We start from the raw sequence: 21327 nt of genomic DNA, 5'->3' as shown, positions 1-21327 counted from the left end.
ATCACTGTGGGTTTCCAGCATGGATCGACGGAACCTCTTACTCACTGGAGGTGCGCTGAGTTTTATGGGCCTGTCTAAGCAAGCCCTCGCTCAGCGCACCTCAAACTTCTTTGTACCGGCGGAAGAAGCGCCCCACGAACGCACATTTATGCAATGGCCGGTCAGCCGCAAAGTTTACCGTGACCAGATCTTTCTGGATATGGTGCAACAAACCATCGCGGAAATCGCGAACGCCATTTCCGCCTTTGAACCCGTGACAATGCTTGCGGCGGCAAAGCACCATGCGGATGCGCGTCAAAAACTATCCTCATCAGTCGAGCTCTGGGATGTTCCAACCGAAGATTTGTGGTGCCGCGACGCGGGTCCAATCTTCGTGATCGACAATCGAGGCGGGATTGCGGTCACTCATATCCAGTTCAACGGCTGGGGTCGGAAACAGGTGCACAAACACGATGCGCGGATCGCTGCCAAGGTTGCCGACCATCTCGGTCTGCCCCTGCTTCCGACCGGCTTGAAAGGCGAGGCCGGCGGTGTAGAACAAGACGGTCATGGGTTGATCATGGCCCATGAAAGCTCGTGGGTGAATGAGAACCGCAATCCAGACCTGTCACGCAATGAAATTGAATCTCGATTACTGGCTGCATATGGGGCCGACCGCATGGTCTGGTCTGATGGGGTCTGGGGCGAGGATATCACCGATTACCACATCGACAGTCTGGCGCGCTTCACCGGCCCTGGGCGCGTTTTGATCAACCTGCCAGACGAGCCGGATATGGATGATCCGTTTCATGTCGCGGCCCTTGATACTCATGACCGTCTCGTCGCCGAAGGATTGCAGGTTGAGGTGATCCCTGAACCCAATAGGCGCCGAGTTAACGATCCCGAATTCGTGGCGTCTTATGCGAATTACTATGTTTGTAATGGCGGCATCGTGATGGCCCAGTTCGGAGACCGCGAAACCGATGAGATTGCACAGAAGGCATTAGCTCGTCACTACGCCGGGCGCGAGATCATTGCATTAAATGTCGACGTATTGGGCGAGCTGGGCGGCGGCATTCACTGCGCAACACAGCAAATGCCTGTTGCTTAGGCCTTGTTACTCAGCAGCTTCAGCTGCCGCATCCAGCTCTGCTGCCTTCTTTTCGACCTCTTCAACGATGTGATCAATCATCTGGTCGTTTGACATCTTGTGGCTGGCTTTGCCTGCCAGATAGACCATGCCCGAGCCTGCCCCGCCACCGGTGAAACCGACATCTGTCATCAGCGCCTCACCCGGACCGTTCACGACACAGCCGATGATCGACAGGCTCATGGGTGTCTTGATGTGTTCCAAGCGATGTTCCAACGCCTCAACCGTTTTGATTACGTCAAAACCCTGTCGCGCGCAGGAGGGGCATGAGATGATGTTCACGCCGCGATGGCGCAGGCCCAGAGATTTCAGGATCTCATAGCCGACCTTGACCTCTTCCACCGGATCGGCAGACAGGCTGACGCGGATCGTGTCGCCAATGCCCATCCACAGCAGATTGCCCAGACCGATGGCCGATTTGATGGTGCCGCTGACCAGCCCTCCGGCCTCGGTGATACCCAGATGGATGGGCGCATCCGTCGCCTCGGCAATGCCCTGATAAGCCGCGGCTGACAGGAATACGTCGCTGGCCTTCACACTGATCTTGAAATTGTGAAAGTCGTTGTCTTCGAGAATACGGATATGCTCCAACCCGCTTTCAACCATCGCCTCTGGGCAAGGCTCGCCATATTTCTCAAGCAGGTGCTTTTCCAGGCTCCCTGCGTTCACCCCGATCCGGATCGAGCAATTGTGGTCTCGCGCGGCTTTGATAACCTCTTTCACCCGTTTTTCATCGCCGATATTGCCCGGATTGATCCGCAGACAGGCCGCACCGGCCTCGGCGGATTCGATTCCGCGACGGTAGTGGAAATGAATATCAGCCACGATAGGAACAGGGCTTTCGCGCACGATCTCTTTCAGCGCTTTTGACGAGGCCTCATCCGGGACCGAGACCCGCACGATATCCGCCCCCGCCTCTGCTGCCGCCTGCACCTGTGCCACGGTCGCAGCCACGTCGGTGGTCAGCGTGTTGGTCATGGTCTGCACGGCAATCGGTGCGTCACCTCCGACGGGCACATTGCCAACCATGATCTGGCGGGATTTGCGGCGATAGATATTGCGCCAGGGGCGCACGTGATTGAGCGACATGAGGATCGATCCGGATCAGCCTGAATTGACCATTAGATAGTTCGCCATCCCTTGGGGAGCAATGCCAAGATCACTCGGCGGGCGCTTCTGCCGCCTCGGTCTGCAACTCGGCCACCAGTTGCTTGAGCGCGCTGTTCTGATCAGCCTCAAGATCGGCAACTGCGAAGGTTTCTGCAACGGCATCTTTTGACAGAACAACACCTTTGGCCACCGTACCCGGCGCGCCCACAGGACCAAAATGTTCGCCATTCATCGAGAAATAGACCGACCCCGCAGCTCCTGCTCGCAGTTGCGGGGGTTCCTCGGTGAGCGGCACTTCAAACGTGCTGCCCTGCTCAACGGTGCCCAGAGTTCCTTCGAAAATCACGCTGCCATCGGCTGCCGTGACACGCATCCAAGCAGGGTTCACGGCCACGATCTTCAGCGTCGTATCCAGCTTTTCAACCACTTGAGGCAAGGCCGGGCGTTCAACCGTATGAACTTCGGTCACTTTGATTTGCGGAGGTTCAGGCGCGCGGAACGTTCCGACACTGCGCGGATCAAGGGTGGAAATCGGTGCATCCCGCGCCACCAGCACCGGCACATCAAGTGCCTGCGGACGATACAGACGATCCAGCGCTTCAGAGCTTGGCACCTCGGCGCTGGCCAGCTCGGTTCCCTCGGGCCGGGCCTGTGCGGCATCCAGCGGGTCAAGGTCTGTAAGCACGACGGGGGCCTGCTCAACCGGGCTGACCTGCACCTGCTGAATGCGGTTCAGAACCGACCAGCCCCCATAACCGATGCCGCCAATGACGGCCAACAGCACCAGCGTCGATCCAATAGCACGCGGTTCAATCTGGCTGACTACGGATTCGCGGCCCGGAATATAAGGCGTACTGGGCGAGACAAACGGATCACGCCCCATCGGCCCGCGTGAAGGCAAACCACCTTGCGCTTTTTTGACCACCGACGCCTCGGCCGACATGCCATGCGCAACCTCGAAACCGCTTTCCTGACAGAAGGTCGCAAAAGTCTCATCGGGGTTCATGCCCAGATAACGGGCATATGAACGCACATACCCGGCGATGAAGCCGGGTGTGTCAAAGGCATCGGGATCTGCATTTTCGATGGCGGCGATGTAGTTGGCTTTGATTCGCAGTTCACGCTGCACATCCAGAAGCGACTTGCCCATCGTTGCACGTTCGCCGCGCATGACATCGCCAAGCCGTACCTCATAGTCATCAAAACCCTTGGGTCTGACGTCCATGTCTTCTTCGGAATCGCGCTGTGATCTGCGCCCAATCATTCCTGCTGCCCCATCTTTGCCTGTCGCGTGTTACGCGCAAACGTCGAATCGCCCCTATAACGATTCGTCCGCTTCTTTTGTTAGCGTAAGCTTAACACGCAGCAAACTCGTTGCACACTTTAGCGTGAGGTTATCCAGCAAGTTCGGCGCGATTTAGCGCACAATGTGACCAAAGTTCGTCCATCGCCTGCACCAGACGGTTCATTTCGTCGGGTCCATGCACCGGAGATGGCGTAAACCGCAGACGTTCGGTGCCGCGCGGAACGGTCGGGAAATTGATTGGCTGCACATAGATACCATAGTCATCCAGCAGCATATCGCTCAACTTCTTGGTGTGGACGGGGTTGCCAACGATCACCGGCACAATGTGGCTGCCGTGATCAATCAGAGGCATGCCAAGTCCTTTCAGCCTCAGCTTAAGAATGCTGGCCTGGGTCTGGTGCTGCTCGCGCAGTTCAGGCGCGCGCTTGAGATAGGCCACCGAGGCTGCCGCCCCTGCCGCAACCGCAGGTGGCAGCGAGGTAGTGAAGATAAAGCCCGGCGCATAGGACCGGATGGCGTCACACATCTTGGCACTCGCCGCGATGTAACCGCCCATGACACCATAGGCTTTGGCAAGCGTTCCGTTGATGATGTCAATGCGATGCGCCAACCGATCACGCTCGGTTACGCCCCCGCCGCGGGGGCCGTACATGCCAACCGCGTGAACCTCATCAATATAGGTCAAAGCACCGAATTCATCGGCCAGATCGCAAATCTCTTCAATGGGTCCGAAATCGCCATCCATCGAATAGACCGACTCAAACGCGATCAGCTTGGGGGCTGCAGGGTCATCAGCCTCAAGCAACTCACGCAGATGTGCCACGTCATTGTGGCGGAAGATGCGTTTGGCACCCCCGTTGCGGCGCACGCCTTCGATCATCGACGCATGGTTCAGTGCATCGGAATATATAATCAGGCCGGGGAACAATTTTGGCAGAGTGCTGAGTGTCGCGTCATTGGCGATATAGGCACTGGTGAATAGCAGTGCGGCTTCTTTGCCGTGCAAGTCCGCCAATTCAGCTTCCAGCCGTTTGTGATAGACTGTCGTGCCTGAAATGTTGCGCGTCCCGCCCGAGCCTGCGCCTGCGGCCTCCACCGCCTCGTGCATGGCCTCCAAAACAACAGGATTCTGACCCATGCCCAAATAATCATTGCCACACCACACGGTGATGTTCTGCTGCGAACCATCGGGACAAGTCCGTACCGCATGCGGAAAATGACCGTTCCGACGTTCAATATCGATAAAGGTCCGATAACGTCCTTCGTCATGCAGCCTGGCAATCGCTGTATCGAGCTGAGCAGTATAGTCCAACGGACCCTCCTTGGATGCCCGGTTATTATAGCCCCGGGCGACTTTTTTCGCCACTTCACAAGCCGGGCTGGAAGTATGGCGTCGCGTTCATCTGTCCAACTGGCCTACAGCCGAACAGCCAAACCCAACTTTGATTTGCATCAAATAACGCCAAACGCCTAAACCGACAAGCAAAGTTACGACCACAAGACGCGAGGAAACGCCGCAGGCCTTTCCCCCAGATCCAGCACAGAAACCTGCTGGACGGTACCGCCCATGCTGATAGGCTCTGTCCAATTTCAAGACCTTCCCAGGAGACCCCTATGTCGCTTGACGCTGTACTGAGCCGGATCGATACCGATCTGACCACCTCCATCGACCGCCTGATGGAGTTTCTGCGCATTCCCTCCATCTCGACTGACCCGGCCTTCAAGGACCAAGTCGACCAGGCTGCCGATTGGCTGGCGGCGGATCTGAAAAGTATCGGTATTGCAGCCGAAAAGCGCGAAACTCCGGGACATCCCATGGTCGTTGGCCATGTCGGTGAGGACAGCGGTGGGCCGCATGTTCTGTTCTATGGACACTATGATGTGCAACCTGTCGATCCGCTGGAGCTGTGGACACGCGATCCTTTCGATCCGGCTTTGGAAGACACTCCACACGGACAGGTGATACGCGGGCGCGGCGCTTCTGACGACAAAGGCCAACTGATGACCTTCGTCGAGGCCTGCCGCGCCTGGAAAGCAGTGCATGGCACCCTGCCCTGCCGCATCACGTTTTTCTTCGAAGGTGAGGAAGAATCCGGGTCGCCCTCACTCGTGCCATTTCTCAAAGCAAACAAATCCGAGCTTCAGGCGGATCTCGCGCTGGTCTGTGATACTTCGATGGTGTCGCGGGGGGTGCCTTCGATAGCGTCGCAATTGCGCGGCATGCTCAAGGATGAATTCACAATCATCGGTCCCCGCATCGACCTGCATTCGGGCCACTATGGCGGGCCGGGTCTGAACCCGCTGCGGGAACTGTCGCGCATCGTCGCATCCTTCTATGATGAAGAAACCGGCCGCGTCGCGGTCGAAGGTTTTTACGAAGGCGTACACGAAGTCCCGGCCGAGCAGTTGCGCCAATGGGAGAATTGCGGGTTTGATGAAGCGGAATACCTGAATTCGGTTGGCTATACCGAGCCGCACGGTGAAACAGGCTATTCCACGCTGGAACAACAATGGGCGCGACCCACGCTCGAAGTGAATGGCCTTTGGGGAGGTTACAACGGCGCGGGCTCCAAAACCGTTATCCCGTCCGAGGCACATTGCAAGATCACCTGCCGCCTGGTCGGCGACATGGACCCGGACGCGCTCCGCAAAAGGATCCGCAAACATGTCGAAGAGCGCCTGTCTACGGATGCAAAAGTGGTCTGGGACAGTGATCTCGAAGGCTCTCCTGCTTCGGTGATGAACCTTAGCCGCCCAGAATTCGAAGCGGCCCGCAGAGCACTTTCGGACGAGTGGAATCGCGAGGCCGTTTTCACCGGGATGGGCGGATCAATCCCGGTGGTTGGATATTTCAATACAGTGTTGGGGCTGGATTCGATGCTGGTTGGGTATGCCAATGACGATGATGCCATCCACTCGCCGAACGAGAAATACGACGTCAAAAGCTTCCACAAAGGCATCCGCTCGTGGGCCCGTATATTGGAAGCAATAAATAAATGAGGATCCTTTGCGAGGCTCTGCCTCGCGCTCCGAGGTATTTTCGGCCAGATGAAGTACGGATCCCCTGCTTCATCTGGCTATAAATATCTCGGGGGAGTCGCGGCTTGCCGCGGCGGGGGCAGAGCCCCCTGTCCCTACATGTGGATCACGCGTCCATAGGCATCCAGCACGCTTTCATGCATCATTTCAGACAGCGTCGGATGCGGGAAGACGGTGTTCATCAGGTCTTCTTCAGTGGTTTCCAACTGGCGACCGACCACATAGCCTTGAATAAGCTCTGTGACTTCGGCACCGATCATGTGTGCACCTAGCAGTTCCCCAGTCTTGGCATCGAAGACGGTCTTGATCAGTCCCTCGGGCTCACCAAGCGCGATGGCCTTGCCGTTGCCGATGAACGGGAAGCGTCCGACCTTGATGTCATAGCCCAGCTCTTTGGCCTTGGCTTCGCTATACCCAACCGAAGCGACCTGAGGCTGGCAATAAGTGCAGCCCGCGATGCTTTCAGGCTTCACCGGATGTGCGTGTTTGCCCGCGATCAGCTCAGCTACCATCACGCCTTCGTGGCTGGCTTTGTGTGCCAGCCAGGGCGCCCCGGCGATATCACCTATAGCGTAAAGCCCGTCTACCCCAGTGCGGCAGTATTCATCGGTGACCACGTGCGTGCGGTCGATCTTCACACCCAAGGCTTCAAGCCCGAGGTTTTCCACATTACCGACGATGCCCACGGCCGAGATCACCGTGTCAAAATCGTGTTTCTCAACCTTGCCTTTCACCTCGATATGCGCAGTCACCTTGCCCTTGGCGCGGTCCAATTGTTTAACCATCGCCTTTTCCATGATGGTCATGCCCTGCTTGGTGAAAGCTTTCTTGGCAAATGCACTGATCTCGGCATCTTCTACAGGCAGCACTCGATCCATCACCTCGACCACGGTCGTGTCCGCGCCCAACGTGTTATAGAAGCTGGCGAATTCGATCCCGATCGCACCCGAGCCGATGACCAGCAGTTTCTTGGGCATCCGCGGCGGTTGCAGCGCGTGTTTGTACGTCCAGACCAGATCGCCATCCGCTTCAAGGCCCGGCAGTTCGCGCGCCCGGGCACCGGTGGCCAGAACGATATTCTTCGCGGTTAGGTCTTCCGTGCCTTTGTCTGTTTTGACGCTGACCTTGCCCTTGGCGGGGATCGATGCCTCGCCCATGACAACAGCGACTTTGTTCTTTTTCAGCAGATGACCTATACCGCCAGACAACTGCGCGGCAACACCGCGCGAGCGCTTCACAACCGCATCCAGATCGTAGCCGACCTTGTCTGCTTTCAAGCCAAAATCCTTGGCACGCTCCATCAGGTGAAACACTTCCGATGACCGCAGTAGTGCCTTTGTCGGGATACAACCCCAGTTCAGGCAGATACCACCCAGATGCTCGCGCTCGACAACAGCGGTCTTCAGGCCCAGTTGCGCCGCGCGAATAGCGGCTACATAGCCACCGGGGCCAGCCCCGATTACGATCAGATCATAAGATTGTGCAGCCATGTTTCCCTCTCGGCACAGGTCAGTTCAAAAACTAGTTTACCGTTAAACTATTTTTTACAACGCATCAACATCAGAGCCCGCGACATATGTGACGCGGGGTCAAATCAGGTATTTGGAGCTGAATTCAGCCTATACCCACGTTACCGCAAAGGCTAGAACTGACGAATATGCACTACCAGTTTTTGACCTTCCCGATTTTCGAAAGGCGTATCATGGCTAAAACGCTCAAAGATTTACTGCTCGCTCTTTTGAACGCGACATTGATATTGTTGGCTTTATGCCTGTTTTTGGGGTGGAAACTTGCGCAGTCTGTCGATCAGATCCGGGTCGGGTTTGCTGAGAACCTGCAGGTCGTGGCGCCGCTACGAGATCAGGCGCAGGGAATTCGTGGGGAACTGGCCGCGTTGCGCAGCGATCTTGCAACCCTTAGCAGTCAGGGCACGCAACTCGATGCGGTCACGCGCCAACAGCTGAATGCGGCATTGCGACGTTTGGGTGATCTGGAGGGGAAGCTGGAAGACACTCAGGCCCGATTGGCGGGCCTGGTCGAAAAACCAGAAGACTTGATCGACTATGCCATCACGACATCCGCCGACACTGTCACCGACCGCCTTCTGATCCTAAAAGGCTGTGAGCCCGCGACCTAGGTCGCGGCCTGCAACTCGCGCACAGTCGAACCATATCCGCCATTACTGACATATGCGGCTTCGTGTTCAGTGGTCGCGCGTTCCAGCGCATCGTTTCGATACGGGAAACGACCGAACTTGCGGATCACCTCACGATGAGCGCGCGCATGAAGCAGATTGCTCTCGCCGCCTTCCGGCATCCGTTCGATCATAAGGCGCACACAGCGCTCCTGATCGCACAGATTTTCGGAATGCATCATCGGCAAATAAAAAAACTGCCGCGCCGGTTCGTCGATCTTAAGATCCCAGCCTTTGTCGACCGCGCATTTCGCTGCAGCCAGTGCCGCGCGATCCGATGCAAAGGCCTGTTTGCTTCCTCGGAACATGTTGCGAGGCAACTGATCCATAAGAATAATATAGGCCAGCGAACCGCTGGGATAGGTCAGCCAAAGCGAGAATTTACCCTCACACGCGGCTTCCCATGTTGAAAGAAATTTATCCCGGATCCGCGCATCCAGCGCTTCATCCTGCAGGTACCACCCCTCGGGGCCAACCTCATCTAACCAAAAACTCAATACTTCTTCAGGACCTACCATTGCCCTAGACTCCGTAATTGCCCTCCCCAGGACGTAACGTCATTAAAATCACTTTTACAGATTTGTGACAGTAACATATTGCAACACAAAAGTCACATTTCCGGCGCTCAGGCGGGTTCTTGCGTATCCTGCTCGTCCTGGGCTGCCTCAATGGCGACCTCTTGCGCAACTTCCAGGGCAACGGGCGAAGATGTCGGGTAGATCGGGGCAATCGATCCGGTTTCATCCACGGGTTTGTAGACGCGCTGGGTCATACGATAGGCCGCGTAGGCGGCCATGATGAACATCAGCGCCGCGATGAACAGGAAAAAGCCTTGTGGGCCGAGCACGCCAGCCCCCATTAGCCAACCGGTGATAATTGGACCTGCGATTGCGCCCAAGCCGTTAATAAAAACCAGACCGCCCGAAGCCGCCGACATATCGTCATACTCCAAGTAGTCATTGGTATACGCGATCAACAGAGAATAGAGCGGGCTTGTCATGCCGCCGATGATAAAGGCAGCTACGAGAAGCATGGTGAAAGTGACGCCAAGTATCATGCCTATCACGGCGCCTACCCCACCAACAGCGGCCACCAGCATGATCAGCAGACGGCGGTCCATTCTGTCGGACATCCAGCCCAACGGATATTGCAGGACTACGGCGCCGATATAAAACACCGCTACGAAGGTCGAAATCTCGACCAGACTCAATCCAACCTGAGCGCCATAAACGGCGCTCATCCCGAATTGCGCTGAAAATATCCCGCCAAGCAAGAACATGCCGACGCAGCCCAGCGGCGATGTTTCCATCAGCTGGCGCAATGTCATCGGTTTGGTGGTATCGAACGCCGGGGTCGGAGAAATGGACAGCAGAATAGGCGCAAATGAGATCGAAACCAGTATAGAAGCGATGACAAAGGTCTCATATCCTGCCGGGTCACCGACCAGCAACAAGGCCTGGGCACTCACCACACCTGTCATCTGCACCATCATATAAAGCGACAGCGCCTGCCCTCGGTTCTCGTTGTTTGCGGCATTGTTCAGCCAGCTTTCCGCGGTCACATACACGCCCGAAAAACAGAACCCGATAATCACGCGGCCAATCGACCATGCAATTGGATCGGTCAGCATCGGATACATGATCATGACCGCCGAGATGAACGAGGCCAGCGCCGCAAACACGCGCACGTGCCCCACGCGGCGGATCATTTCCGGTGCCAGACGCGAGCCGCCAAGGAACCCAAGAAAATAGGCCGACATCACAAAGGACATCTCTAGGGTCGAGAATCCCTCAATTTCTCCACGCACCCCCAGCAACGTGCCCTGCAGGCCATTGCCGACCATCAGCAACCCCATTCCCAGAAGAAGCGCCCAAGCGCTGGAAAGAACCTGAAGCATTCTGCCTATCCAAAATTGCTGGTGTGTTTTGTCCGCTTTGCCGTCAATGACGAAGCACGTCGCGCTTGTCTACGACATTGTAAGGGCGCAGATGGCCAAGATACGACTATGGTATCAGCAGAGACGCGTCGCCGTATGAGAAAAAGCGATATTCTTCTGCGATAGCGTGGTCATAGACCGACTTGACCCGATCCTGCCCAATCAACGCCGAAACCAGCATCAGCAATGTGGATTTCGGCAGGTGGAAGTTGGTCATCAGCGCATCAGTGACGTGAAATTCAAAACCTGGGTATATGAAGATATCGGTCTCGCCTTCCCACGGCGCGATCCGGCCGCGTCGTGCTGCGCTTTCGATCAGTCGAAGGGCGGTTGTGCCCACCGGGATAACGCGCCCGCCCGCTTCTTTGGTCGCTGCAATCTCAGCAGCGGCCTGCGCGCTGACCCGTCCCCATTCGGCGTGCATCTTGTGGGTGGTCACGTCTTCCACTTTGACCGGCAGAAATGTGCCTGCCCCCACATGCAGCGTGACATGCGTGAACTCGATACCGCGCTCCGATAGCGCCTGCAAAAGCGCATCATCAAAATGCAAGGACGCGGTTGGGGCCGCTACGGCTCCGGAGTTTCGCGCCCACACAGTTTGGTAGTCGGTCTTGTCCTGTTCATCCGCTGCACGTTTCGCTGCGATGTAGGGAGGCAACGGCATCGCGCCCGCCTGCTCTAGCGCTTGATCGAAATCCTCTCCGGTCAGGTTGAAGCGCAGATAGGCTTGGCCATCGGCAACTCGATCCAGGGTTGCGCTCAGATCGTCTGAGAATACGATCTCTTCGCCCGGTTTGATCTTCTTAAGCGGCTTGATCAGCGCGGCCCAACAACCATCAGATTGCGGGTCCAGCAACGTCGCCTCAATCGCGGCAGATACCGGCCCTTGCGCGCTGTCACGGTGGCGGCGACCGCTGAGGCGAGCGGGAATGACGCGGGTGTCGTTCAACACCAAGCGGTCCCCGGGCTGCAAAATCTCGGGCAGATCGAACACGTGCCGATCCTTAATGGCCTCGCCCTGCGCATGCAGCAGACGCGCGGATGAACGCGGGCTCGCAGGCCGCGTGGCAATCAAATGATCTGGCAGGTGGAAATCAAAATCGCTGAGTTTCATGGCCGCGCCATACATCGGCCCGACAGATTCGGCCACCACTCAGATCAGCGATCCTCGCCCCGTGTCTGAAAGGCGGGATTGGGTTGGCCGGATCGGTCCGGCGTGGCATTCGGACCATCCGAGACCGTTGGCGCAGGTTCGCGCAGCAGATTGCGCAGGAACAGAGGTGCGAGACCAGACAGAGGATTGACCGAAACTTGCGGGTCGGACAGCGGTCCGGACAGAGTGTAGTTGAAGGCAAAGATACCTTCCCCCTTTTTGGTCAGAACGCTGCCAATAGCATTGACCAGATAGATCGGTGAAATCGCGCCGCGCAGGTTCAGCATCCCGGATACAGTGTCAACCGTACCATCAAAGGACAGCCCCATTGATGGACCTACGGCACTACCGCTCAGCACCTTCACCTCCGTCGGAGTGATACGCATTTTGCTGTCGATGGCTGCGAAGAAAATACCTTGCCCCGCCATTTCATCCAGCAACCCCACCAGACTGATCGCGTTCAATATCGCTGCCATGGCCGGGGCGTCCGTGATCCGCGTATTTTTGATTTTCAAGTCGACGTCATAGTTTCCAGGCTCCGCGATCGGATCCAGCTGCAATTGCATTGTTCCACCGCGTGCCTGCGTCAGAACCCCCGCTGATCGCAGAACTGCCCCCGCATCGTCCGAGGTTAGACCAACCGCAGATCGGGACGCGCGCGGGGTGACCTGACCGCGGATCGCTGCACCGCCATTGACTTGCGACGCAAAGCTGCCGGTCAGTCCGCCAGTGGTTTGAAACGAGCCAGTCAACCCGGTCAACGCAACGGATTCAGTGACTTGTAGTCGGTCCAGCTTCACATCCAGCTTTGGCCCGGGCCCGGCAGCACCACCGCTGCTACCTCCCTCACCGATGGTGGATTTTCCCAGATCAAGCACGCCGCCCAACACACGGATATCTGGCAGCGCGGCACCACGCCCAATCAATTCCGCCGGAACTGCAAGCCAGTCGCCCAGTTCGAACGTGCTGAACCGTACCCTTTCGAACCCGCCATCCCGGAACGAGATCGCTGCAGTTGTCCGTAGACCAGCAGCGTTGATCCGAAGGGAATCGACACTTAGCTGAGCGCCCAGCATGGCCTCGGCAGTCAGAGAGCCGCCAGTGCTGGCTGATTTGCGCCATCCAAGCTCAGGGATCGCCAACGCGACGCCAACCAAATCGGACTGTGCCGATAAGCGCGGGGGCTCACCCGCACCAAGACTCAGGCTGAAATCGGCGATCCCCTCTCCGGTCAACATGCCGCGCGGCAGTCCGGCATTGATTTGTTCCATCAGACGCGGGGAGAGTTCGATTTGACCTGTCAGTTCGCTTTGCTGCGGGGTTTCGCCTCCGATCGGCTGCCGCCAAAGCGCTTCAACCGGTACGACACCAAACAGCCCCTCGCCCTGGATGGCCACTTGCGTCTGGTCGCCGCTCAGGTCCAATCGGTCTGCGCTGACTTCAAATCCGGGTACCAGCTTGCTGCTGTCCAAATTCGACAACTCGCCAACGAAATGGAACCTGGTATCTTCCAGCTTCAGGCCCTTGATCAGCGGCAAGGAAAGCGTTCCACTCAGACTGACCTGACCGTCGGCCAGATCCACCGGCAGATTGGCCTTGGTCAACAGTTGCAGCGGCGGCCGGTCCAGCAATGACATGGCTGCGGTTACACTGCCGCTGGCCTTAATCCGCGCAATGGCCGGGGTGGTTTTTTTGATGCCGGTATCGGGGATGATGAACGAGGTGCCCGAGGCATCAACGGTACCTCCTTCATCCGCGATCACAATCCCCTTTTGCGCCGAGACGGTAAAGCGCCGGTTGAGCAGGCTGGCCTGCCCCTGCGCGTCTTGGATAGTTGGCAACGTCTTGGCGAACCGAATCTCGGTCTTGTCGAATTCGAAATCCGCATAGATGTCCGGCTTTTCTCCGGGCCGTAGACGCAGGGCGAAATCCAGATCGGACATTTCTCCGTGATAGAGGTTATCGGTGACCCAAAGGCGCGGTTTCGGGGCAAGTCGTTCGGGCCAGTAGTTCAACAGCTGATCAGAGCTCATCCGATCAATCTGTGCATCAATGGCTGCGACCCAGCCGTCGGTCAAACCAGCCAGAGACCCGCTGAGCCGTGCGCGATGTGCACCGTCTTCAACCGTCATTTGCCCCAGCTGTATACGGAACGGCGCAAGTTTCATCTGGAAATCAACATCGGCCCGCGTCAGATTCAGTGCTTCGGGGAACAGATTGGCCGGGTTGATCTCAATCCCGCTGAGGCGGAACTGCCCCGACATACTGTCCAACCCGCCAGCTTTGACCCCATGTAGAAAGGCCTTGCCATCTGCCTGCACCGTACCCCAGGCAGACTGGATCGAGACTTCGTTGAAATCCAGCGCCTGTTGTTTCGGGTCGTAGGTAAAATACGTCCGCGCCGCGTCGAATTTGATCGGTGTTGTTTCAGGCGTGGGCTGCACGGCGCCTGCACCCAGATTCAACGTGGCAAAGACCGGCCCCAGCGCGCCCTCAGTATCAATGCCACCCCTCAAAGCACCTGAGATCGGTGTGCGAAGTACCTGCATCCATGCCAGCGCCGGGCTGTGGCCTGCGATATCCTCGGCGGGAAGATCGGTGATCGAGATGCCGAACTGCGCAGCCGGACTACCCAGCAAACTGGTGTAGTTGGCTTCGATCGTGCTGACATAATCGCGACCGGCCAGCACCGAGAAATTGGTGGCCAGACGAACCTCACCCGCGTTGCGGTTGGCCTGAATGCGCCCGCCGTCCAGCACCCAGGACCGGCCCAACCGCAGGTCCTGATAGTCCAGCGTAATTGCATCCAGTTCGACCGAGGTCAGGGCTGACAAAATAGGTGCCTGGAACACCTCGTCCGATGATTCAATCAGCTGCGCCAGGTTCCGGGCCTGACCGACCGGCGCACTTCCGGCACCGACCGTCAGCGACAGCGCTCCATCGACACCCCGTGTCAGTGCAATCTGCGCGCCTTGCAATATGATCCGCTTCGGGCGCACATGCCCGCGCAACAGCGGGCGCATCGACAGGCTGGCCCGCAGGTCGGACACTTCGGCAATCTGCCGTCCGTCCGCATCGCTGATACGAACATCGGTCAGTCGCAATCGCGGACGCCAGCCTTCATGAATGATGAAACTGACATCGCCGAACCGAACTTTGACGCCACCCAATGTCTGATCAAGGCGCGCCTCGACCCGGTCGCGCAACCAATCCGGCGCGTGCATGCGCTGGCCGACAACCATAAAGCCGGTGACCAGTGCCAGAAATCCAAGGATGAAGACACCGCGCAATGTCCACAGCCCTGCGGTCCGACGCCGCGACCGACGGCGGGGTTTCTTATCCGCCTTCGTGTCATCCTGCTGTTCTTGCTGGACCAATTTGCGTCTCACGCCTTTCAACCTGTCAACGGAGCCCTATGATAAGCGGCAACCGTTAATTTCTCAGCCGGAGTTTGAATATGCCCGAAGTCTCAGACATCGCACCCGACTTTAAACTGCCTCGCGACGGCGGCGGCGAGGTGACCCTGTCGGAACAGCGTGGCCGCGCGGTCGTTCTGTTTTTCTATCCCCGCGATAATACGCCGGGCTGCACCAAGGAATCCATCGGTTTCTCGGAACAACTACAAGCCTTTGCGGATGCGGGTGCTAACGTTTTCGGCATCTCGCGCGATACCGTGGCAAAGCATGACAAATTTGTCGCCAAGCACGGCCTGACGACGCCGCTTTTGTCCGATGAGGGTCAGAGCGTGTGCGAAGATTATGGCGTCTGGGTCGAAAAGAACATGTACGGACGCAAATCCATGGGGATCGAACGCTCGACCTTTCTGATTGATGCGGATGGAAAAATCGCCCGTGTCTGGCGCAAGGTGAAAGTGCCGGGTCATGTGGACGAAGTGTTGGAGGCCGCACGCGCGCTCTAGCCCTCTCGACCCGCGCGGGCATCAAGGGTATGACCCGCGCGAAGTGCAGCGTAAGGGGGCAAGCGTGTCAAAAACACTGACCGAAATGGCGACCGAGATTCTGACCACATCGGTCGGGCGCGAGAAGACTGCTCTGTCCAAACGCTATGCCGCCGAATGGTTTGCCGCCCGAAAAGGCGAAGCACCCGAGATCGCAGTGGGCACTGCCGAGCCTCCGCTTTACCCTGCGCGTCCCGACAAACCCGAGCTGTTATCGCCCCGCGATGTACCCCGCCGCAGGCCGGGGTCAGAAGCAGGTCGTATCGCGCTGTTGCACGCCGTTGCCCATATCGAATTGAACGCGGTGGACCTGCACTGGGACATCATCGCCCGGTTCGGGGATGTGCCCATGCCCATCGGGTTCTACGATGATTGGGTGAAATGCGCCGAAGAAGAATCGCGCCATTTTGAGATGGTCTGCGACTGCCTCGAACAGATGGGCAGCCACTATGGCGCCCTGCCCGCCCATGCAGGCATGTGGCGCGCCGCCGAGGACACCGCACAGGATCTTATGGGTCGTCTTGCCGTCGTCCCAATGGTGCTTGAGGCACGTGGGTTGGACGTGACCCCCGGAATGATCGACATTTTCCGCAAGGCCAAGGCTGACGACGCAGTCGCTGCACTGGAAGTGATTTATGCCGAGGAAGTTGGTCACGTCGCCTATGGCTCGAAATGGTTCCACTTCTTGTGCGGGCGCGAGAATGCCGACCCCAAGGATGTATTCCACGCCCTCGTCCGCCTCTATTTCCACGGCGCGCTGAAACCACCATTTAACGAAGAGAAACGGGCCGAGGCCGGACTGCCGCCAGATTTCTATTGGCCCCTGACCGAAGACCTGCCACCACCCGGAGTTGTGTCGGACTGACAGCAAATGCTCGCTATCGGCAAGTTCTCGCCGATCACGTGCGGTAAATCTCCGTTCATAGCTCTTGATTGGTTAACAAACTTGCCCGAATGCCTCGACCGCTTTATGCAATCGCGTCAAGGAGCGGCTACTCACTCACGACCGGCTCCGAGATATGGGGACAATTGAGGTAGGACGCGTGCGGACACGTCTGGCAATTAAACTACACTCACTGCTCGAGCGGCACTTTCCAGAGCGCCGTGTTTTTCTGAAATCTGACAACGACACACGGTTCATCCGACTGAGTTCTGAAACTCAGATCGCTGCAGTCGCCGGTGTGTCGGTGATGGTCGCCTGGACCGCGATTGCCACGTCAGTTCTGTTGATGGACAGCATCGGATCGGGCAATTTCCGGGAACAGGCCAAGCGCGATCAGGCTACGTATCAAGAACGTCTGAACATCCTTTCGGAAGAGCGCGATGCGCGTGCGGCCGAAGCGCTGGCTGCACATGACAGGTTTAACGCAGCTCTGGAACAGATTTCGGTCATGCAGTCCGAATTGCTGGAAACCGAGAACCGCCGGCGCGAGCTGGAAACCGGCATCGAGGTGATCCAAACCACGCTGCGTGCCACTATGAAGCAACGCGAAGACGCGCGGACCAAACTGGCCGAACTGCAACCCAGCACTGATGCGGACGCGGCTTATGCGATGGCATCGGCAAACCCGGAACAGATGGCGTTCATGACCGATGCCCTGGCCCGAACCGCGGCGCAGCGCGACCAGATCGCTGCCGATGCGCAAGGCGCGTTGGACCAGCGTGACGAGCTCGAGCTTGAAATCCGCCTGATGCAGGAGCGCAGCGACGAGATTTTCCGCCAGTTGGAAGAGGCGATGCTGATCTCGGTCGAACCTCTCGACAAGATGTTCCGCAGTGCGGGCATGCCAACAGATCGTATCCTCGACGAAGTTCGGCGCGGATATAGCGGTATGGGCGGTCCGCTGACCCCTTTATCCTTCAGCACCCGCGGTGAGGAACTGAGCCCCGACCAGATCCGCGCCAATATCCTGCTGGAACAGATGGACCAGCTGAACCTCTATCGCATCGCTGCGGAAAAGGCCCCCTTCGCCAGCCCGGTGCGCGCCGCTGTCCGTTATACCAGTGGCTACGGAACCCGCCGCGACCCCAAAACCGGCGGCCGGCGCATGCATAACGGGTCGGATTTCGCCGGTCCTCGCGGGACCGATATCTTTGCGACCGCCGATGGCGTTGTCACCCATGCGGGCTGGCAATCCGGTTTCGGAAAGCTGGTGAAAATCAAACACGCCTTCGGGATTGAGACACTTTACGCTCATAACAGCAATCTTCGCGTTAAGGTTGGCCAAAGGGTCTCGCGCGGGGACCATATTGCTGATATGGGTACCACCGGACGATCGACCGGCACGCATCTGCACTATGAGGTGCGCGTGAACGGAAAACCCATGAACCCAATGACTTACATCAAGGCTGCGAGAAATGTTTTCTAAGAGCAAAATCAACGAACCCGGGTCGAAAGAGACTGAGGCAGCAAAACCGGCCGCTCCGGCCACTCCGGCAACACCTGCACCGGCTGAAACAAAGGCCAGCACCCCTCCCAAGCCCAAGCCACCAGCATCGGTGCTGTCCTCGGATCTGCACATCACCGGTAACATCAAGACCTCGGGCGATATCCAGGTCGAGGGCACCGTCGAAGGCGACATCCGCGCCCATCTGCTGACCATCGGCGAGACTGCCACCATCAAGGGCGAAGTCACTGCAGATGACGTAGTGGTCAACGGCCGTATCGTGGGCCGCGTCCGCGGGCTGAAGGTCCGCCTGACCTCGACCGCCCGCGTCGAAGGCGACATCATTCACAAGACCATCGCCATTGAAAGCGGCGCGCATTTTGAAGGTTCGGTGCAGCGTCAGGACGACCCGCTGAACCCGGGCCGCAGCGGCAAATCGGGTGCCAACCCGGCGGCGGAAGTGAAGCAGTAAACACTTATCGGCAAGACCAATCAGAAACGCCGCAGGATACCCTGCGGCGTTTTTTTGTTTTGGGGTGTTCGTCTAAATCTGACAATGACCTCAATGCGGGACGAAGCGGCCTTACACCGCGCAAGTGCCGCAATGCGCTTGGTTGATCAGGAGGGCTTGGTCTGCGCTGCCCCCGCTACTCGTACTGCACGATCATCGAAAGAAAATCATCATCGCTTGTTACAACTGTGTGGTGGCCTTTGCCGTGTTTGTCTTCCATATGCCAGACGTCACCCGGACCAATGTCTCTGAATTCCCCGTCGCTCGCGGTCACGCGCACTGAGCCAGAAAGACAAATGAGCTTTTGAGCGACAGGTGTGGGATGAATTGGCTCATCCCAACCCTTCTTGAGTCTCAAGAACATGGTTTGCTTGACAGCTTCTGGCTTTGAAATCTCGATTGCTTTCGCAGGTGGTGCAAAGCTTTGCTCTTCAAGTTCGACTTCGATGTCTTTCCAATGGCTTTCGCCTTGAGCATCCGAATACAGTTTTTTGAACTTCACTTTGATACCCCCACCACATCGCGAGCCCACAACCGATACCGGACATTGGGGCGCAAAGGAGAAAAACGCAAGTTGGGCCGAGTGTGTCGTTCTCAATCGCCAGCTCACCGGAATAAGCATATTCCCTAACAGTCCCCCTATCTGACGTGTCTTGAAGGAAAATTCCCCGCATTCTCACAGTTTCACAAAAAGCGTTTTTTGAATTAACCTTAAAGTCATTGATTTCTGGAGGGCTTTTCATGTCATCAAAACTCATGGCCGAATTCTTCGGTACATTCTGGCTGGTTCTGGGCGGCTGTGGCAGCGCGGTGCTGGCTGCAGGTGTTGCTGATGTCGGCATCGGCTGGCTGGGCGTTTCTTTTGCTTTCGGCCTGACGGTGCTGACCATGGCTTATGCGGTCGGTCATATATCGGGCGGGCACTTTAACCCGGCGGTCAGTCTTGGGCTGATGATCGGAGGGCGGTTCGATGCCAAAGATCTGATCCCCTACTGGATCGCGCAGGTGATCGGAGCGATCGCCGCAGCAGCCGTGCTCTATCTGGTCGTCAGCGGAGCACCGGGCTTTGAAGGCGTCGGGGGGTTTGCCTCAAACGGGTATGGCGAGGCATCACCCGAAGGCTATTCGATGATGTCGGCCTTAGTGATCGAAATCGTCATGACGGCGTTCTTCATCGTGATCATTCTCGGTGCGACCTCCAGCGGCGCGCCTGCCGGGTTCGCCCCGATCGCGATTGGTTTGGGATTGACGCTGATCCACCTGATTTCGATCCCGGTGACCAACACCTCCGTAAATCCTGCCCGGTCAACCGGCGTGGCGTTGTTTGCTGATGGTCCGGCACTGGCGCAGCTGTGGCTCTTCTGGGTGGCACCTTTGATCGGCGGTGCGATTGGTGCACTGATCTGGCGGGCGATGTCGGACGACGATTGACCCAGCCGCACCAAGATCCCCCGGCCCGCAGAAGCGCGCCGGGGTTTTCTTTTATTCGGTCACCGTGACCTTTTTCATCGCATCCGGTTGTCCGATCACTGCGCCATTAGGGCCATCGCCCCGCTTGATCGCATCGACCACGTCCATCCCTTCTGTCACCTGACCGACAACCGTGTACTGACCATTCAGGAACGGTCCGGGCTCGAACATAATGAAGAATTGCGAGTTCGCGCTGTCTGGGTCCTGCGCCCGCGCCATACCCACGACGCCCCGGTCATAGTTGAAATCCGAGAACTCGGCAGGCAAATCAGGGCGATCCGATCCACCCGTACCCGCACGACGCATGTCGCCACCGACACGGCCAAACTCAACATCGCCGGTCTGCGCCATAAAGCCGTCGATCACACGGTGGAACACAACCCCATCGTACTGACCAGCAGCGGCCAGAGCGGTGATCTGCTCCACATGCTTGGGCGCAATATCTTCGAACAGGTCGACGGTGACGGTGCCATTGGCGCCCTCGCCCTCGATCTCAATCTCAAGCCCGGTTGCCAGCGCAGGGCTGGCCAGCAAGGTAAAAACTGCGGCCAGCTTATGCATCAGCAGCCACCTTAACGCTGATCATGCGGTCGGGGCTCGCTGGCGGCTCACCACGCACAATCGCGTCTACATGCTCCATCCCGTCGATGACGCGGCCATACACGGTGTACTGGCCGTTCAGGAAATGGTTGTCCTTGAAGTTGATGAAGAACTGAGAGTTGGCCGAATCCGGGTTGGCCGAGCGTGCCGCACCCAAAGTTCCGCGATCATGGGGCAGTTTCGAAAACTCTGCCGGAACGTTCGGCAGCGACGATCCACCGGTGCCCGCCATACGAATGTTGAACCCGTCTTCCATGTCGCCATGCTGCACATCGCCGGTTTGCGCCATGAACCCGTCGATCACACGGTGGAAGGCGACGTTGTCATATTCACCACCACGCGCCAGCTCTTTCATGCGGGCCGAGTGCTGAGGGGCCACGTCGGGCAGCAGTTCGATAACGACATTGCCGTCTTTCAGCTCAATGATGATCGTGTTTTCGGGGTCTTTGATCTCGGCCATCTGGCCCTCCTGTCTTTGAAACTTGCGCAAATACCTATGACGCGGGCGCGCGAATGCCAAGTGACGCATTGACC

Annotated in this window: 19 protein-coding genes; 8 read left to right on the top strand and 11 right to left on the bottom strand. The window is 57.7% G+C overall.

All coding sequences use genetic code 11. From position 1 onward, the window contains the following. Window positions 1-19 precede the first annotated feature (19 nt). On the top strand, window positions 20-1090 hold the full coding sequence (locus tag ACR0A1_RS03300; protein ID WP_480866223.1) for an agmatine deiminase family protein: 1071 nt from the start codon (window positions 20-22) through the stop codon (window positions 1088-1090). A 6-nt stretch (window positions 1091-1096) separates the two neighbouring features. Here the strand turns inward: ACR0A1_RS03300 and ispG are convergent, their stop codons facing one another. The 3 genes from ispG to hemA all read right to left on the bottom strand — a co-directional run bounded on the left by ispG (window position 1097) and on the right by hemA (window position 4857). Continuing rightward, entirely contained in the window at window positions 1097-2218 is a 1122-nt protein-coding gene (gene ispG, locus ACR0A1_RS03295; protein ID WP_170396552.1) for a flavodoxin-dependent (E)-4-hydroxy-3-methylbut-2-enyl-diphosphate synthase, read from the bottom strand. Between the two features lie 70 nt (window positions 2219-2288). Further along, entirely contained in the window at window positions 2289-3503 is a 1215-nt protein-coding gene (locus ACR0A1_RS03290) for a helix-turn-helix domain-containing protein (RefSeq protein WP_480570170.1), read from the bottom strand. Between the two features lie 130 nt (window positions 3504-3633). After that, a complete protein-coding gene (gene hemA / locus ACR0A1_RS03285) occupies window positions 3634-4857 on the bottom strand; it encodes a 5-aminolevulinate synthase (protein ID WP_170403046.1) in 1224 nt (407 codons plus the stop codon). A gap of 302 nt (window positions 4858-5159) precedes the next feature. Between hemA and ACR0A1_RS03280 the strand changes: the two genes are divergently transcribed. Continuing rightward, on the top strand, window positions 5160-6545 hold the full coding sequence (locus ACR0A1_RS03280; protein WP_480866220.1) for a dipeptidase: 1386 nt from the start codon (window positions 5160-5162) through the stop codon (window positions 6543-6545). 134 nt (window positions 6546-6679) lie between these two features. Here ACR0A1_RS03280 and lpdA read toward each other — a convergent pair whose 3' ends face one another. Then, a complete protein-coding gene (gene lpdA, locus ACR0A1_RS03275) occupies window positions 6680-8074 on the bottom strand; it encodes a dihydrolipoyl dehydrogenase (RefSeq protein WP_170396544.1) in 1395 nt (464 codons plus the stop codon). Window positions 8075-8286: 212 nt separating this feature from the next. On the opposite strand from lpdA, the gene ACR0A1_RS03270 reads away from it, so the two are divergent. After that, a complete protein-coding gene (locus ACR0A1_RS03270; RefSeq protein ID WP_170598068.1) occupies window positions 8287-8721 on the top strand; it encodes a hypothetical protein in 435 nt (144 codons plus the stop codon). Here ACR0A1_RS03270 and ACR0A1_RS03265 read toward each other — a convergent pair. From ACR0A1_RS03265 to ACR0A1_RS03250, 4 genes are all read right to left on the bottom strand, one after another. After that, entirely contained in the window at window positions 8718-9296 is a 579-nt protein-coding gene (locus ACR0A1_RS03265) for a DUF924 family protein (protein WP_170396541.1), read from the bottom strand. The two genes, ACR0A1_RS03270 and ACR0A1_RS03265, sit on opposite strands and share 4 nt — an antisense overlap. A 107-nt stretch (window positions 9297-9403) precedes the next feature. Beyond that, entirely contained in the window at window positions 9404-10675 is a 1272-nt protein-coding gene (locus ACR0A1_RS03260) for an MFS transporter (RefSeq protein ID WP_170422201.1), read from the bottom strand. 106 nt (window positions 10676-10781) lie between these two features. Beyond that, window positions 10782-11828, bottom strand: a complete 1047-nt coding sequence (gene queA / locus ACR0A1_RS03255) for a tRNA preQ1(34) S-adenosylmethionine ribosyltransferase-isomerase QueA (RefSeq protein ID WP_480866860.1) — start codon at window positions 11826-11828, stop codon at window positions 10782-10784. A 44-nt stretch (window positions 11829-11872) separates the two neighbouring features. Continuing rightward, window positions 11873-15256 carry a YhdP family protein gene (locus tag ACR0A1_RS03250; RefSeq protein WP_480866217.1) on the bottom strand — a complete coding sequence of 1128 codons (3384 nt, stop codon included), beginning with the start codon at window positions 15254-15256 and terminating at the stop codon, window positions 11873-11875. A gap of 68 nt (window positions 15257-15324) precedes the next feature. Between ACR0A1_RS03250 and ACR0A1_RS03245 the strand changes: the two genes are divergently transcribed. The 4 genes from ACR0A1_RS03245 (at window position 15325) to ACR0A1_RS03230 (ending at window position 18684) form a co-directional block, all read left to right on the top strand. Beyond that, complete coding sequence (locus tag ACR0A1_RS03245) at window positions 15325-15786, top strand: peroxiredoxin (RefSeq protein ID WP_480866215.1); 462 nt, start codon at window positions 15325-15327, stop codon at window positions 15784-15786. Between the two features lie 85 nt (window positions 15787-15871). Beyond that, window positions 15872-16690: a ferritin-like domain-containing protein gene (locus tag ACR0A1_RS03240; protein WP_480866858.1), complete on the top strand. Its 819-nt coding sequence runs from the start codon at window positions 15872-15874 to the stop codon at window positions 16688-16690. Between the two features lie 178 nt (window positions 16691-16868). Beyond that, window positions 16869-18194 carry a DUF5930 domain-containing protein gene (locus tag ACR0A1_RS03235; protein ID WP_480866213.1) on the top strand — a complete coding sequence of 442 codons (1326 nt, stop codon included), beginning with the start codon at window positions 16869-16871 and terminating at the stop codon, window positions 18192-18194. After that, window positions 18184-18684 (top strand): bactofilin family protein, encoded by a 501-nt coding sequence (locus ACR0A1_RS03230; RefSeq protein WP_170396528.1) that lies wholly within the window; start codon window positions 18184-18186, stop codon window positions 18682-18684. Before ACR0A1_RS03235 ends, ACR0A1_RS03230 begins: the two co-directional genes overlap by 11 nt. Window positions 18685-18859: 175 nt before the next feature. On the opposite strand, the gene ACR0A1_RS03225 is transcribed toward ACR0A1_RS03230, so the two are convergent. Beyond that, entirely contained in the window at window positions 18860-19225 is a 366-nt protein-coding gene (locus tag ACR0A1_RS03225) for a cupin domain-containing protein (protein ID WP_008758336.1), read from the bottom strand. A gap of 239 nt (window positions 19226-19464) precedes the next feature. On the opposite strand from ACR0A1_RS03225, the gene aqpZ reads away from it, so the two are divergent. After that, on the top strand, window positions 19465-20154 hold the full coding sequence (gene aqpZ / locus ACR0A1_RS03220; protein ID WP_170565966.1) for an aquaporin Z: 690 nt from the start codon (window positions 19465-19467) through the stop codon (window positions 20152-20154). 51 nt (window positions 20155-20205) lie between these two features. Here the strand turns inward: aqpZ and ACR0A1_RS03215 are convergent, their stop codons facing one another. Both ACR0A1_RS03215 and ACR0A1_RS03210 read right to left on the bottom strand, forming a co-directional pair. After that, window positions 20206-20754: a peptidylprolyl isomerase gene (locus ACR0A1_RS03215; protein WP_170565963.1), complete on the bottom strand. Its 549-nt coding sequence runs from the start codon at window positions 20752-20754 to the stop codon at window positions 20206-20208. Further along, window positions 20747-21253, bottom strand: a complete 507-nt coding sequence (locus ACR0A1_RS03210; protein ID WP_170396522.1) for a peptidylprolyl isomerase — start codon at window positions 21251-21253, stop codon at window positions 20747-20749. Before ACR0A1_RS03210 ends, ACR0A1_RS03215 begins: the two co-directional genes overlap by 8 nt. Between the last annotated feature and the right edge of the window lie 74 nt (window positions 21254-21327).

It is taken from the genome of Ruegeria sp. D6 (assembly GCF_056534365.1).
Note: the sequence above shows the minus strand (reverse complement) of the source record. Positions and strands in the feature narration are given on the sequence as shown.